Raw genomic sequence first — 15360 nt, 5'->3', positions numbered from 1 at the left:
AGTCAGGCGGTCGCGCCGACCATTTGTACGCGTGCATCGTCCGCCGCGAAGGTCCGCACTGCGGTCCAGTAATGATAGGCCGCCCAGAAGCCGGTCAGCGACAACGCCATCAGCGCATAGCGCAAGGACTCGGCATTGCTGCCGAGCGGCCCGGCCAGCGTATCGCTGATCCAGCCGACGGCGGTTGGCGCGATGATCAGATTGGCGACATTGGCGGTGAGCAAGCTGATCGCCATGCCCTGCGCGCGCATCGTCGGCGGCAGGAAATTGAGCAGCAGCGCCATGGTCGGCCCGACATAGAGATACGCGGTCGGCACGACGAGCCACAGCATCGCCGTCGCCAGCGTCAGCGAATGCGTGTAATAGACGATGAAGGATGGGATGGTCGACAGCAGCACCAGTCCGCTCAACATCCACGCCACGCGCTTGGCATCCTGCATTTGCGGCATGGCGAGGATCATGCCGGTGGCGATTGTCGCGCCGCTGCCCGCCCAGAAATAGATCGTGCCAAGCCGTGCGCCAGCCTGTGCGGTCGACAGGCCATATTCGCGCTCGAGATAGGTCTGCGTCCACCACAGCAAACCCCAGCCCCACAGGCAGATGATCGTCCCCGCCGCATTGATGTGCCATGCCGAGCGCGACGACCACAGATAGCGGCAGGTTTCGGTAAAGGTGGCCGACGGCGCGCTGTCCTCGGTGACCAGTTCGAAGCGACCGCGCACCGGCTCGCGCACGGTCAGCAGGATCAGCACGCCGAACACGACGCCGGGAATGCCGAGCGCGATGAAGGCCGCGCGCCAGCTATGGAAATATTCGACGATCGCGCCAGCGAGGCTTGACCCCATCCACGCGCCGAGCGGCAAGCCGAGCGCATAAACGGTGAGCGCATAGGCCCGCCGCCCACGCGGGAAATTGTCGGCGATGATCGAGGTCGACGGCGGTGTACCCCCCGCTTCGCCGACGCCCACGCCGATGCGCGCGAGCAGGAATTGCCAATAATTCTGGGTAAAGCCGAGCAGCGCGGTCATTGCCGACCACAGGATCATCGCGGCAGCGACGATGTTGCGGCGGTTCGATCGGTCGGCCAGTCTGGCGATCGGCAGCCCGACCGAGATGTAGAAGAAAGCGAGCGTTACGCCGGTCAGCCACGCAACACCCGAATCGCTCAGCCCGAATTCCTTGCGGATCGGCTCCAGCACCGTCGCCACGACATAGCGGTCGGCGATGTTGACCGCATAGACGAGGCCAAGCACCAGCACGACATACCAGCGCGCGGAATCGAGACGCGGTGCAGGCGATGAAGTCATGAAGGCCCCCCTTGGCCGGTCGCGCTGCGCGACCATAATTCGTGGAGCGTAGGCGCGTAACTGTTGGCGAGATAGACCTCGCACATCTCGTCACCCGTCGGTGCGATCCACACCGGCACATGATGGAGCGTCGTCGCGGCGATCTTGCCCACGCCGAAGCGCGGGTCCTCGACATCGAAACAGCCGCTGATCGTCAATACTTCGCGCCAACCCGCGCCGGTGAGCGTCGCGCGGGTCAGGCCGCCGCCGATCGGGCTCAAGGCGCCGGTGTCGCCGATTTGCGCGGTCAGCGTGTCGGTCTGCGCGCAAGCGCCGATCAGCCACCAGCGGCGCGGCTCGACTTGCAGCAGGCGCGTACCCGCCGCGACGTCGGGCGGGGCTGCATCCCAGCGATCGAGCGCAATCACGTCGCCTGCGGCTGCCATGCTGAAGGCCACCGATGGATCACTCACGGTAGCGCGTCCCTTCCACATCGTAAAAGACCGGTGCCGTCACGGTCACGCGTGCCGACTGGCCGCGCGTCGGGGAGGAGGCAAGCAGCACATCGCCCAGCCGCGCCCGCCCGCCGCCGAGCAAGCCCAGCGCGACCGCGCCGGTTCCGATCACGCGGCCTGCGGCGGAGGTGACATGCCCTTCGACCGGCGCGCCATCGTGCGCGATCAGCATTGCGCCCTCGGGGATCGGCGTGTCGCTGGTCAGGCCGACGAGCTGCGCGCGGTCTGCGGCGGCGAGCGCGGGCCGGGTCAGGCCGCTCGCGCCGATGAATCCACCTGCCTTGCGCAGCATCTTTTCGAGCGATAAATCGTGCGGCGTGGTACGGCCATCGCCCTCGGCACCGATCACGATATGGCCCTTTTCGATGCGAAGGAATTCCAGCGCTTCGAGGCCGTAGGGATACCCTCCGGCCGCACGCGTCGCGACTTCCAGCGCATCCCATACCGGACCCGCCAAATGCCCCTCGGCATAGATTTCGAACGCGCGCTCGCCGCTATAGCTGGCGGCAAGGATGAGCACCGGCACGCCTGCAATCGCCGCCTGCGCGACACCCATATGGGCGGGCATTTCGGTGCCGGTCAGCGCGGCAAGAATCTCGCGTGACAGCGGCCCGGCGAGCGCAATCCCGGCGAAATGCTCCTGCTGCGCGACCACCGAGACTTTCAGCTGCGGCGCAAGGACGTGGTGCGCGTAGCTCAGATGCGCTTCCATCCGGTCCGCGCCGCCGGTCGAGCTGGTGAGCAGATAGCGCGTCTCGGCGATCCGCCAGACGGTGCCGTCATCCATCACCATGCCGTCTTCGCGCAGCATGAAGGTGTAGCGCCCGCGCCCCACGGCCAGCTTCGCGACCCCGGTCGCGCAGACGATTTCGAGGAAGGCGGCGGCATCCGGCCCGGTCACTGCGAATTTGGCGAGCGTCGAGACATCGACGATCCCGGCGGTGGTACGCACCGCCCGCGCCTCGCGCAGCGCTGCGGCGTGCAGCGTTTCGTCGCCAATCGGATAAGCGCGAGGGCGATGCCAGAGTCCGAGCGGCTGCCACAGCGGGTTCAGCCGTTGGTGGCGGTCGTACAAAGCGATACGACGCGCGGGTGCGGCATGGCCACCGCCATCTGCGCCCGCCAGCGCCCCCAAGGTCAACGGCGTGAAGGGCGGACGGAAGGTCGTCAGGCCCGCTTGCGGGATCGTCACACCCGCAACGCTGGCGAGGTGCGCGAGCGCGGCCATATTGCTCGTCTTGCCCTGATCGGTCGCCATACCGAGCGTGGTGTAGCGTTTGAGATGCTCGACCGAGCGATACCCCTCGGCCCAGGCTAGATCCAGGTCAGAGGCGGTTACGTCGTTCTGGAAATCGATGAAGCTGTGCTTCGGATCGGGCAGGACGGCGACGGTTGCCGCGATTGCCGGAACCTCGCCCGCCGCCGCGCCGACGCTGCTCACCGCTTGCGGCGACGCGCCGGGGACAAAGGCTTGCAAATCCTCACGCCAGTCGAGCTTTCCGCCGGCCTGGCTGTGGAGATGGACGACGGGGGTGAAGCCGCCCGACACCGCGAGCAGATCGGCGTCGAAGCGGCGCGTGCCGGCACCGACCCGCGCCTTGACCGAAGCGAGGTGGTGCGTTTGGCCGCTGGTCGAAAGCGGCACGGCATCAGTGAAAACCGGGAAGTGCGTCGCAGGTCCGCTCGCCCTCGAGTCGAGGATCGCGACGACCTCGCCGCCCGCCGCCGCGATGGCATCGGCAGTGGCATAGGCGTCGTCGTTGTTGGTGGCGATGACAACGCGCTCGCCGGGAAGCACATCGAAGCGAGCAATATAGCTCCGCACCGCCTGCGACAGCATGACGCCGGGGCGGTCATTCCCCGCAAAGGTCAGTGGCCGCTCGATCGCGCCGGTCGCCAGCACGATGCGCGTTGCGCGGACGTGCCACAGGCGCTGCGCCGGCTGGCCGGGCGTGGGCGTTTGGCCGGGTTCGACCAGTCGCTCGGCCAGCGTCGCGAAGCCGTGGTCCCACAGGCCCGATGCGGTGGTGCGGGTGAGCATGCGTACGCCTTCGATCGAGCCGCTCAGCGCGCGCTGCTGTTCGACCAGTATCACGCGTTCCCCCGCCGCTACCGCTTTGCGCGCGGCGGCGATGCCAGCGGCACCGCCGCCGACGACCAGCACGTCGCAAAACGCCGCGCGGTGTTCATAGGCGTCGGGGTCGGGCGCGGTCGGTGCCTTGCCCATCCCGGCGGCGCGGCGGATGAACTTTTCGTAGAGCATCCAGCGCGATGCCGGGCCGAAGAACGTCTTGTAATAGAATCCGGCGGCCAGAAACGGTGCCGCAATGCCGTTGATCGCGCCCAGATCGAAGGCGAGGCTTGGCCAGCGATTCTGGCTGACGGCGACCAGCCCGTCATAGACGTACAGATCGGTCGCGCGCGTGTTTGGTTCGGTGCGTCCGCCTACCCCCACGGTGACGAGCGCATTGGGCTCCTCGACCCCGGCTGCCATCACCCCGCGCGGGCGGTGATATTTGAAACTGCGCGCGACGCGCCCAACCCCGTTCGCCAGCAACGCCGCCGCCAGCGTGTCGCCGGGGCGGGCGCGATACTCCACGCCGTCGAAGCGGAAGCGCAGCGTCGACTCCGCGCCACCGGGAATGCGCGACGGGCCGCTCATGGGGCATATTCCGTTATCGAGACGATCGCATGGCTGACGCGGTGGCGGCGCAGCACCAGCCATTGACGGCAGCCGAAACTGTGCCGCCAAAGCTCGTCGTCGAGCCCGCGCGGGTTGGCGCGGGCATAGAGCCGCGACACCGCTTCCTCCGCCGGCATATCGAGCGTGACGATCGAATCGAGCGTGCGTTCGTAGGCAAACTCCACTTGCGCGCGCGGGCCGCAATAAGGGCAGTCGATCTGCATCATCGCAGTTGCGGCATGAAACCGACGCCGGCTTCATCGATCGTGGCCCCCCGCGCGAAGCGATCGAAGGCGAACGGTGCAGCAAGCGCATGGCTCGCGCCCGTCGCCAGCAAATGCGCGTAGCACCAGCCGGATGCAGGGGTCGCCTTGAACCCGCCATAACACCAGCCGCCATTGAGATAGAGATTGTCGACCGGCAACCCTGAGATGATCGGCGATCCGTCAAAACTCATGTCGGTGGTGCCCGACCAGCACCGCACCATCCGCAGGCGGGAGAGGGCAGGGACCAACGCGATCGCCTCGGCCGCAGCCTTCTCGATCCGCGCGGGCAGGCCGCGCTGCGCATAGCTCGGAAATTGATCGGGGTCGCCGCCGAGCACGATACCGCCTTTGTCCGACTGGCTGATGTAGCAATGCAGCGATTGCGACATGATGACGGTGTCGATCATCGGCTTGATCGGTTCGGTGACGAAGGCTTGCAACGTTTGCGCCTCGATCGGCAGCTTCAGCCCGGCCATCGCCGCGACCGGCCCGCTATTGCCCGCGACGCAAATGCCGACGCGGCCCGCGCCGATGCTGCCGCGATTGGTCTCGACCCCGGTGACGCGCCCGCCGTCCATCGTAAAGCCGGTGACTTCGCATTTCTGGATCACGTCGACGCCCAGCGCATCGGCGGCGCGGGCATAGCCCCAGGCAACCGCATCGTGCCGCGCGGTGCCGCCACGCCGCTGGGTCATGCCACCATGAATCGGGAAGCGCGCGCTCGCCGACATATCGAGCAACGGGATCAGCTTCTGCACCTGATCGCGGCTCAGCAGTTCGGCATCGATCCCGTCGCAGCGCAAAGCATCGCCGCGCTGCGCCAGCATCGTCATGTCGCTGTCGCTATGGCCGAGGAACAGCGCACCGCGCGGGGAGAACATCACGTTATAGTTGAGCTCGTCGCTCATCCCCTCCCACAGGTTCAGCGCGAAGTCGAACAGGTCATGCAGCGGCTTCTGGCGGTAATTGGAGCGCACGATCGTGGTGTTGCGCCCGGTATTGCCGCCGCCGATCCAGCCTTTTTCCAGCACCGCGATGTTGCGAATGCCGTGCACCTTGGCGAGATAATAGGCCGTGGACAGGCCATGCCCGCCGCCGCCGATGATGATGACGTCGTAGCTCTTTTTCGGTTCGGGATCGCGCCACGCCCGGTCCCAGCCGCGCTGTCCGGTCAACCCGGCCTTGAGCAGCGCCAGCGCCGAATAGCGCTTCATACCGCCCACCCACGGCGTTCACGCCAATCGGGTTCGAGGTCCGCGAAACGCGCGAGGCCGAGCTTGGTGATTTCGGTGAAGGAGCAGATTCCGTCGATCACGAGATCGCGGATCGCATGGCCGCTGGCCGGGGAAAGGCCGAAGCCCACACCCGACATCGTCGCTACCGTGACGTTGCCAGGATTGTCGAGCCGGTCGATGATCGGGCGGCCATCGGGGGTGTTCTCGATCACCCCGGCCCAGGAGCGGATCACGTTCAATTGCGCGGCGCGCGGAAACATCTCGGCGACGCGGCGCGCGAGGTTGCGCACCAAAGGCGAGGTCGGGCGCGCTTTCGGGCCGGTCGCATCCATCGCGATCCACTCGTGCGGCCCGCCGCCAAAGGCAAGGTTACCGCGCAAGGTCTGGCGTCCGTACAGGCCGTTGCCATCGACGCCGCCGATCCTCATCAGCGGCGCAGGCTCGGTCACGATCATCTCCGCGCGGGCCGAGGCGAGTGGAAAATCGACGCCGAGGGGGCTGAGCAACATCCCCGATTGCGGCCCCGCCGCGACGACCAAGGCATCGCACGCGATTCGCCCGCGCGGTGTCTCGACCGCAACCACCTTGCCGCCCGCCGTTTCGATCGATAGCGCCGGACAATGCTGCAGGATGCGTCCACCAAGATCCTGCAGCGCCCAGGCATAGGCCTGCACCGTACGCTGCGGATTGGCATGGCCACCGAAGCGCAGATGGATGCCGCCGAGGCAAGTCTCGTCGGTCAACGGCACAGCTTCCTGCGCTTGGGCTGCATCGAGATCGTCGACGCGGTAGCCCATCGCGCTGCACATCCGCCCGACCGCGCGGTAATGATCGAGCAGATCGGGATCGCGCTGGATGATGATGCGTTCGCGCACATATTCGGTCGGATAGCCGAGCAAATCGTCCATCTGCGGCCACATCCGTTGTTCTTCGGCAAAGAGCGGGCTTTGGTAATGCGACGCGCCGCCGCCGTTGCGGCCCGACGCTTCCCAGCCGACTAGCCCCTTGTCGATCACCACGACATCAAGGCCTGAGCGCGCCAGCCACCACGCCGCGCTCAAGCCCGTAACGCCCGCGCCGATCACCACGACCGATGCGCCGGATGGCGTGTCGGCGTCAGACATGCATGTTGCCGCCGAGCCCCGCGACGTGCTCGGCCTCCTCCGGCGTGCCGATCATGGCATAGGGCGTCCATTGCGTCGGGATGCCGAACCACACGTCCCACCCCGCGGCCATATCGCCGCGTTCCTGCCAGTCGGCGAGCACGCGGAGCGGGATGGGGCGGACCGGCGCGCGATAGCTCGCCACGGGCACCGCGCTCAGCGAAACGTGTTGCTGCTCGGCGAGCAGGCACGCCACCTGATCGCGGCAACGGCGACCCTGGCACTGGCCCATGCCGGCGCGCGTCAGGCGCTTGATCTGGTCGGGATGCGCGGGGCCGTCGTTGAGCAGCGAGGAGAGCGAGCGCGCGGCCATCGCGTGCGGGCGATCGAGATAGTGCGGCGGTTGGACGCCGATTAGGTCGGCGCGCGTGACGTCCTCGCACTGGCAGACGATCGTGTCGGGCGCGGCATATTCGGCAAGGGCCGTTGCCCACGCCTGAAGATAGGCAGGGTCGGGCCGCGTCGCGATCGCGGCATCGCCGATCAGCGTGATCGTCTCGGTCTGGCGGGTTCCGGCGGCGTCGAGCAATTCGGTCGCGGGGGTTGCTCCGATCGCCAGGACGATCGTGTCGCAGACGAGGTCGATCCTTGAGTTCCCCCCCGGCGAAGGCCGGGGCCCAGTATCGATGGGATTTGAAGTTGGGTGCTGTCCTCCGCCATCGACGCTGCGCACCTGGGCCCCGGCCTTCTCCGGGGAGGCGTGAAGGGGAGCAAGCGTCACACCTTCGACTCCATCGATCCCGCTCTTGGTCGCGGCGATGGTGGTGCCTAGATGGATCGGAATCCCCGTAGCGCGGACCTGCGCCGCGCGCGCGGTCGGACCTTGCACCGTGTCCGCAACCTCTACGATCGCGGCGACCTCGATCCCGTGCGCCAGCGCGAGCTGCGCCGTCTCCAGCCCCAGCGCGCCCGACCCGAGGATCACGATCCGGCGGCTCGCCAGCGCTTCGTAGCGCGTGGCCAATGCGGCGAAGCCTTGCGCGCCCATCACGCCCGGCTGGTTCCACCCCGGAAAGCCCAGCACGACATCGCGCGCGCCGGTCGCCAGCATCAGCCGATCGAACCCCACCATCATCGCGCCATCGCCATCGGCGATGCCGAGCAACGGCTGTGGAAGTACGCGCATCGCCGGCCCGTTGACGTAGAGCCCCCAGGCGATCGTACCGAGCCGGACATCGACGCCGAGTTCGAACGCTTCCTCCAGATCGGGATTGGTGCCGAACACTTGTTCGAGCATTCGCCCGCTCTGCTGCACCGCCGCCGTGGCGCGGCCGCCGAAGAAATAGGGGACATCGGTGCCGATCTGGCCGCCGGGGACGGGATGTTCGTCGATCAGAAGGACGCTCGCGCCGGTCTGTGCAGCAGCGATCGCGGCGGTCGTTCCGGCATGACCTGCGCCGATTACGACCAGATCGAAATGCGTCTCGGCATGAGGAATTTTGCTGTCGAGCGCGTGGACGTCGCGCACCAGCGGCACCACATTCATAGCGCCTCCAGCGCTTGCGCCAGATCGGCGATCAGATCGTCGACATGCTCGATCCCGACCGAGAGGCGCAGCGTCGCGGGCGTAATGCCCCCGGCCGCGCGCTCTTCCGACGAAATCGCATAATGCGTGGTCGTCGCGGGATGCGTGATCAGCGTCTCCGATCCGCCCAGGCTGACCGCGAAACGCAGCAGCCGCAGCCGGTCGAGGAAGCGGAACGCCTCGGCCTCACCGCCAGTGACCGCGAAGGAGAAGGTCGAGCCCGCCGCCTTGCATTGCCGGTCATACACCGCGCGCTGCGGCGTTCCTTCGGCGAGGAAGCCGAGATAGGTGATCCCGGCGATTTTTGGGGATTCGCGCAGGAATTCGGCCACTTTGCGGGCGTTATCCATCGCGCGTTCGACGCGCAGATGCACCGTCTCCATCGAGCGTAGCAACAGCCAGCTGGTATAGGGATCGAGATGGCTGCCAAGCGTGGTGCGGAGCAATCGGAGCGGCGCGACCAGCGCTTCGCGGCCCGACACGCCGCCGGCCATCAAATCGCTATGGCCGCCACAATATTTGGTGAGACTCGTCATGCACAGATCGGCGCCAAGCTCGATCGGGCGCTGCATCGACGGGCCGAGCAAGGTGTTGTCGACCACGACGAGCGGCCGCGTGCCGCTGCGCGCACCGACCGTATCGGCGATGTCCACCACCAGCGCGATATCGACGATCGCGGCGGTCGGGTTGGCGGGGGTTTCGATCACGATCAGCTTGAGCGGACCGTGCGCCAGCGCCTCCGTGACGGCCGCCTCCACGCTGGAACGGTCGCACCCGTCGGTAAATTCAGCGTGGCCGACGCCGAAGCCCGGCATCATCCCGGTATAAAGCCCGTTGGTGCCGCCATAGATCGGGCGGCTGAACACCACACTGTCGCCGGGCCGCAGATGCGCGAGGGCAATCGCGCTGTGCGTCGCCATGCCGCTGTTGAACACCGCCGCCGCTTCCGCGCCATCGAGCGCGGCGAGGCGGAGTTCGACCATATCGAGCCCGGGATGGCCGAGCCGGGCATAGATATGCCCTGGCCGCCCGACTTCGGGGCCGGTGCCCTCAAAATAGGCTTCGTGAATGTCCTTCGCTTGCCGCGCCGAGGCATAGGCGAAGGTCGATGTCATATAGATCGGCGGTTTGGCGGCGTTCGATGCGCTCGCCGGATCATAGCCGGCGCGCACCGCCAGCGTTTCGGCGCGCCAGCGCGGGTCGTGCGCTGCGCTCATGCCGCTGCCCGATCGAGATAATCGGCGGCGCGGGCGCAATACCAATCGACGAAACGCAGCGTCAGCGATTCCGCTTCGGGGCTGTACGGGCCGGGGGTGTAGCCAGGGGAATTGACGCCGAGCTGATTGTTCTCGGCGAATTCCTTGTCCTGCAAATTGGTCTGCGTCCACAAATGCGTCAGCGTATCGATGTCGTAATCGACGCCTTCGACCGCATCCTCATGCACCAGCCATTTGGACACGACATGCGTCTCGGTCGGGGAGACCGGGATGGCGGTGAAGGCGAAGGTGTATTCGCTGGTCGAATGGCAGAAATTATTGGGCTCGACCGCCCAGCGCAGCGACCCGGTATCGCCGCCGCCGGCATCGTTCATCAGCTTCTTGACGTTGAACGTGCCGTCGGTGGTCATTGCGACGGTACCGTCGTTGAGCGGGAAGCGCACCGCTTGCCACCAATCCTCGCCGACCGGACCCATCGGCATGCCGAGCGCTGCCATCCGCGCTTCGAAGTTCCGCGAGGTATCGTCCGCGAAGCCGAAATAGGCCGAGGCATGGACCGGAAAGGTGCGCGCCAGTTCGGGATGGCCCGCGGCGCAATGATAGCATTCGCGGCCGTTTTCCATCACCAGCTTCCAATTGGCATATTCGACCAGCGTGGACTGAAAGGCGAGCTTGGCGTGGCCGAGATTGTGCGGTGCCAGCAGCGGCGTCAGGTCGCGCCGCATCACGCTGATGTCGGGCGGCGTTTCGGCGAGGCAAATGAAGATAGCGCCGGCGATGCGTTCGAGATGGACCGGCTTCAGGCCGTGCTCGCTCTTCTGGAAGTCCTCGGGCATCCGGCTCGCCGCGAGTAAGCGTCCGTCGAGGCCGTAGGTCCAGCTGTGATAGGGGCAGACCAGCCGCGCGGCGCTTCCCTGGCCGGGTTTGCACAGGATCGATCCGCGGTGACGGCAGCTATTATGGAACGCGCGCACTTCGCCGTCGCGGCCATGCACGATGATGACCGGCCAGCGCCCGACCATGAACGAGATGTAGTCGCCGGGGTTGCGCACCTCGGCTTCGAACCCGGCAAACAGCCACGATGTGCCGAAGATCGCGGCAAGATCGAATTCGAACGCCGCGCTGCCGGTGTAAAAGGCGCGGGGCAGCGAATGGCCCGCTGGGCGCGTGCGCAACAACGCCGAAATATCCCCCAGTTCCAACGTGTCGCCTCCGCCTGCCAAGCAACAGTCAGTGGCATGGGCATGGGCCGCAGCTGAAATCGCATTTGTGCATGGCGACATGCAAAAACCTGAAAGGCGCGGGCCAACGTGGCGCGTGGCGTTGCATCTGCCCAAAAAACGCGCTTGGTATCGAATTTGGGCATAACGTCCGCGCACCGGAAGGGATTTCCATCGCACGCACCTCACCGGTCAATCGGCGCTGGTTACCGCTCAACGCGCTGCGCGCGTTCGATGCGGTCGGGCAGCGGCTGAGCTTCACGGCGGGGGCGCAAGCGCTCAACGTCAGCCAAAGCGCGGTGAGCCGCCATGTCATCAGCCTCGAGGAATTGCTGGGGCACAAATTGTTCGATCGCTCGGGCCAGACGCTCGTGCTGACCGCGGCGGGCAAGGCGTTGCTGCCCGAGGTGAGCAAATCGTTCGACCGGCTTGAGCAGACGATGAACGCGATTTGCGCCAATCCCAATGCCAACCGCCCGATCCGTATCCACATCCCGCCGACCTTGCTGCAACAGGTCGTGATGCCGATGATCCAGGCGTTTCGCGCCGAACATCCCGAGATCCGGATCGACATTTCCAGCTCGGGCGCAGTTGGTTTGCCGAGCAACGAGACCGACATGGCGATCGTGTTCGACCGCCCCAATATCGATGACCGCGTGACCGATTTGTTGTGGATGGTCCGCGTTGCGCCGGTCAGTTCGCCGCAGACCGCCGCGCGGCACGCGGGCAAATCGCTCGAAGCCTTCCTCGCCGATAATGATCTGCTCCACGTCAAGCTGGAGGATCAACCACGCGGGTTGTTGTGGAGCACCTATGCCAATCAGTGCCGGATCGCGCTTGATGCCGATCGCGGGCTCGCCTTCGACTCGAATGCGCTCGCGGTCCGCTATGCGATGCATTCGGACGGCGTCGCGCTCGCCGATATCGACATGTTCGCCGCTGAAATCGCCGCCGGGGGGCTGGTCGTGCCGTATGACACCGTCATCAACGACGGCTTCGGCTATTATTTGAAGCTGCGCGCCGACGACCTCGCCGATCCGACGATCAGCCTGGTACGCAGCTGGCTGATCGCACATTTCGCCGCGCGGCAGGGGGGTCCCGCCGACGCGGCATGAGTGCATGCCAAGATTGGTATCGCATCCGCGTAGTGATCCGCTACCATAATCCCCATGGATATGACCGTCACGCCGCCCGCGCACCACACCGACCCGGCGACCATCGCCGTACTCGAATCGATCGAGACCCGCCTGCGCTGGCTGTCCTCATGGACGATCCACAATGCCAACCATTTGCGCGATAGTCGCGACGGGCTGAAGGTCGGCGGGCATCAGGCGAGCTGCGCGTCGATCACCGCGATCATGACCGCACTCTATTTCGGCGCACTGCGCCCGCAGGACAAGGTCGCGGTGAAGCCGCATGCCGGGCCGGTGCTGCACGCGATCCATTACATGCTCGGGCAGCAATCGCGCGACGCGCTACAGCGTTATCGCGGCTTTGGCGGCGCGCAAAGCTATCCCAGCCGCACCAAGGACAGCATTCCCGTCGATTTCTCGACTGGATCGGTCGGTCTGGGCGTGGCGATCACGGCGTTCGCTTCGCTGATCCAGGATTATCTGATCGCGCATGGCGAAATGGCCGAAGCCGATGCTGGCCGCATGATCGCGCTGATCGGCGATGCAGAATTGGACGAGGGCAATATCTACGAATGCCTGATCGAGGCGTATAAGCATGACATCCGCAATTGCTGGTGGATCGTCGATTACAATCGGCAGTCGCTCGACAGCACGACGGCGGACCGGATGTTCCGCCGCTTCGACGATATTTTCGAGACGTGCGGCTGGCGCGTCGAGACGCTGAAACATGGGCGCAAGCAGCGCGAGACATTCGCGCGGCCCGGCGGGCAAGCGATTGCCGACTGGATCGACGAATGCCCCAATGCCGAATTCGCCGCGCTCACCTATCAGGGTGGCGCGGCGTGGCGCGCGCGGCTGACCGCCGATCTGGTCGCTTTTCCCGAGACGCTCGCGCTGATCGCCGAGCATGACGACACCGCGCTCGCCGCGCTGATGACCAATCTCGGCGGGCATTGCATCGCGACCGTGCTGGAGGCGTTCGCGCGCTGCGATGACGATAAGCCGACGCTGTTCATCGCCTATACCGTCAAGGGCTATGGCCTGCCGTTTGCCGGGCATAAGGACAATCATTCGGGGCTGATGAACCCCGGCCAGATCGAGCAATTGCGCGGCGATCTCGGCATCGCCGAGGGCGACGAGTGGGCACCCTATGGCGGCCTTGGCGCCAATGCGGCGGCCTCTGCACGCGCGGTGGTCGAGGCCAGCGCGCTCGCCCAGGCGCATGCGCTTGCACCCGCCGCGGCAGTTCCTGTGCCCGATCAAATCCCCGTGCCCGATGGTGTCGAGCTGTCGACGCAGGCCGCGTTCGGGCGGATCCTGCTCGATCTCGCCAAATCGGGGGATGCGAAGGGTCGGGCGCTCGCCGACCGGATCGTCACGACCTCGCCCGATGTGACGGTGTCGACCAATCTCGGCGCGTTCGTCAATCAACGCGGGCTGTTCCGGCGGCAGGAATTGAAGGACGTCTTCTCCGCCGCGCGCATCCCGACTGCGCAGAAATGGGCGGCGCACCATGCCGGCCAGCATATCGAATTGGGCATTGCCGAGAACAATTTGTTCCTGATGCTCGCGGCTTTGGGCCTTGCCGCGCCGCTGTTCGGCACCCGGCTGATGCCGATCGGCACGGTCTATGATCCGTTCATCGCGCGCGGGCTCGATGCGCTGAATTACGCTTGCTACCAGGATGCGCGCTTCTTGCTCGTCGCGACCCCCTCGGGTCTGACATTGGGGCCGGAGGGCGGGGCGCACCAGTCGATGAACTCGCCGCTGATCGGGATCGGCCAGCCCGGCCTCACCTATTTCGAACCGGCCTTTGCCGACGAACTTGCGCTGATCATGGGCTGGGCGTTTCGTCATATGCAGGCGGACGATGGCGGATCGGTGTATCTGCGGCTGACGACGCGGACGCTGACGCAAATCGTGCGCGCCGACGATGGCTGGCAGGACGATGCCTTGCGCGGCGGCTATTGGCTGAAGCCACCAAGCGGTGCCGCCGACCTCGCGATCGTCTTCACCGGTGCGATCACGCCCGAAGTTCTGGAAGCGGCAACGCTGCTGGCCGATGACGTGCCGGGGCTCGGGCTGCTGATGGTGACCTCGCCCGATCTGCTGCATCGCGGCTGGTCGGCGCGGCATGCCGGGCGCTGGACCGGCGCGAGCGCGCCGAGCCATGCCGAGGATTTGCTGGCGCAACTTGCCGCCGGTGCGAAGCTCGTCACGATCATCGACGGCGCGCCGTCGACGCTGTCCTGGCTCGGCGGCGTGCGCGGGATGCGCGTCAGTCCGCTCGGGGTTGATCGCTTCGGCCAGACCGGCGACGTGCCCGATCTGTTTCGCAGCTATCGGCTTGATGCTGAGGCGATCGTCGATGCGGTGGCCGAGTTGTGCCTGGGGCCGGTTGGTGCGAGGTCAGCCTGATCTCGGGGTTGCGTCCGCCGACAATCCCCGCGCGAGAAAGTCAGCGACAACATCCGCGACCGCATCCGGTGCCATATCCTGGCCCCAGACCCCGAAGCGCAAGCCAAGGAACACGTTCATCCCCATGATCGCCCAGGCATGGACTTCCGACACGTCGGTGCGCACTTCGCCGCGCGTCGCGGCCGCCTTCAGCCGGGTGGCGATGCGGTCGGCGGTGGTCGCGTAATGGAGCTTGAACGATTCGGGATCGACGAATTCGGCTTCGTCGATGATCCGGTAGATCTCCTTATGCCCGCGCACGAAGGCGATGAACTCGCTTAGTCCTGCGCGCTCCGCCGCGATCTGATCGGGCGCGGCGCGGATTGCGGGGGCGACGCGGTCGCGTACCTGATCCGACATGTCGCGCACCAAGGCGCGGAACACCGCATCCTTCGAATCGAAATAGGTATAGAAACTGCCCAGCGCGACGCCGGCGCGGCGCGTGATGCCGCTGACCGACGCCTCGTGAAAGCCGCGCTCGCCGAATTCGATCGCCGCAGCATCAAGGATCGTGCGCAGCGTGCGGCGCCCGCGCTCGGTACGCGGGGCCTTGCCCGCGCTGGCTGCCGATATGCCCTCCTCCAGCGCGGGCGCTGTGGCATTCGGGACACTTTCTACCGCCATTTACGACGCCCTCCTATTTCCCAAGTTGAAACCTGG

12 protein-coding genes are annotated in these 15360 nt (G+C 66.2%); 2 read left to right on the top strand and 10 right to left on the bottom strand.

Annotated elements, in window-relative coordinates; genetic code table 11:
- Positions 1-2 precede the first annotated feature (2 nt).
- Genes IEV62_RS14060 through IEV62_RS14020 form a run of 9 tightly spaced genes read right to left on the bottom strand, consistent with a single transcriptional unit; the run spans position 3 to position 11092 of the window.
- Entirely contained in the window at positions 3-1307 is a 1305-nt protein-coding gene (locus IEV62_RS14060) for a spinster family MFS transporter (protein WP_188448569.1), read from the bottom strand.
- The gene (locus IEV62_RS14055) at positions 1304-1759 is read right to left on the bottom strand and encodes a sarcosine oxidase subunit gamma family protein (protein ID WP_229733174.1); all 456 of its coding nucleotides are present in this window, start codon (positions 1757-1759) and stop codon (positions 1304-1306) included. The genes IEV62_RS14060 and IEV62_RS14055 overlap by 4 nt, the downstream gene beginning before the upstream one ends.
- On the bottom strand, positions 1752-4463 hold the full coding sequence (locus IEV62_RS14050) for a 2Fe-2S iron-sulfur cluster-binding protein (protein ID WP_188448567.1): 2712 nt from the start codon (positions 4461-4463) through the stop codon (positions 1752-1754). The genes IEV62_RS14055 and IEV62_RS14050 overlap by 8 nt, the downstream gene beginning before the upstream one ends.
- Positions 4460-4711, bottom strand: a complete 252-nt coding sequence (locus IEV62_RS14045; protein WP_188448565.1) for a sarcosine oxidase subunit delta — start codon at positions 4709-4711, stop codon at positions 4460-4462. Before IEV62_RS14045 ends, IEV62_RS14050 begins: the two co-directional genes overlap by 4 nt.
- On the bottom strand, positions 4708-5964 hold the full coding sequence (locus IEV62_RS14040; RefSeq protein ID WP_188448563.1) for a sarcosine oxidase subunit beta family protein: 1257 nt from the start codon (positions 5962-5964) through the stop codon (positions 4708-4710). The genes IEV62_RS14045 and IEV62_RS14040 overlap by 4 nt, the downstream gene beginning before the upstream one ends.
- The gene (locus IEV62_RS14035; protein ID WP_188448561.1) at positions 5961-7109 is read right to left on the bottom strand and encodes an NAD(P)/FAD-dependent oxidoreductase; all 1149 of its coding nucleotides are present in this window, start codon (positions 7107-7109) and stop codon (positions 5961-5963) included. The genes IEV62_RS14040 and IEV62_RS14035 overlap by 4 nt, the downstream gene beginning before the upstream one ends.
- Complete coding sequence (locus IEV62_RS14030; RefSeq protein WP_188448551.1) at positions 7102-8634, bottom strand: FAD/NAD(P)-dependent oxidoreductase; 1533 nt, start codon at positions 8632-8634, stop codon at positions 7102-7104. Before IEV62_RS14030 ends, IEV62_RS14035 begins: the two co-directional genes overlap by 8 nt.
- Positions 8631-9890 (bottom strand): aminotransferase class I/II-fold pyridoxal phosphate-dependent enzyme, encoded by a 1260-nt coding sequence (locus tag IEV62_RS14025; protein WP_188448548.1) that lies wholly within the window; start codon positions 9888-9890, stop codon positions 8631-8633. Before IEV62_RS14025 ends, IEV62_RS14030 begins: the two co-directional genes overlap by 4 nt.
- Positions 9887-11092 carry an aromatic ring-hydroxylating oxygenase subunit alpha gene (locus IEV62_RS14020; protein ID WP_229733172.1) on the bottom strand — a complete coding sequence of 402 codons (1206 nt, stop codon included), beginning with the start codon at positions 11090-11092 and terminating at the stop codon, positions 9887-9889. Before IEV62_RS14020 ends, IEV62_RS14025 begins: the two co-directional genes overlap by 4 nt.
- Before the next feature lie 71 nt (positions 11093-11163).
- Here IEV62_RS14020 and IEV62_RS14015 point away from each other — a divergent pair, with 71 nt between their 5' ends.
- Both IEV62_RS14015 and IEV62_RS14010 read left to right on the top strand, forming a co-directional pair.
- Positions 11164-12225: a LysR family transcriptional regulator gene (locus IEV62_RS14015; RefSeq protein ID WP_188448546.1), complete on the top strand. Its 1062-nt coding sequence runs from the start codon at positions 11164-11166 to the stop codon at positions 12223-12225.
- Positions 12226-12279: 54 nt separating this feature from the next.
- Entirely contained in the window at positions 12280-14661 is a 2382-nt protein-coding gene (locus tag IEV62_RS14010; RefSeq protein ID WP_188448544.1) for a thiamine pyrophosphate-binding protein, read from the top strand.
- On the opposite strand, the gene IEV62_RS14005 is transcribed toward IEV62_RS14010, so the two are convergent.
- Positions 14653-15324 carry a TetR/AcrR family transcriptional regulator gene (locus tag IEV62_RS14005; protein ID WP_188448541.1) on the bottom strand — a complete coding sequence of 224 codons (672 nt, stop codon included), beginning with the start codon at positions 15322-15324 and terminating at the stop codon, positions 14653-14655. The two genes, IEV62_RS14010 and IEV62_RS14005, sit on opposite strands and share 9 nt — an antisense overlap.
- Between the last annotated feature and the right edge of the window lie 36 nt (positions 15325-15360).

Origin of the sequence: Sphingomonas psychrolutea, from assembly GCF_014636175.1 — a bacterium.
In the GTDB taxonomy this organism is placed as follows: Bacteria; Pseudomonadota; Alphaproteobacteria; order Sphingomonadales; family Sphingomonadaceae; genus Sphingomonas; species Sphingomonas psychrolutea.
Note: the sequence above shows the minus strand (reverse complement) of the source record. Positions and strands in the feature narration are given on the sequence as shown.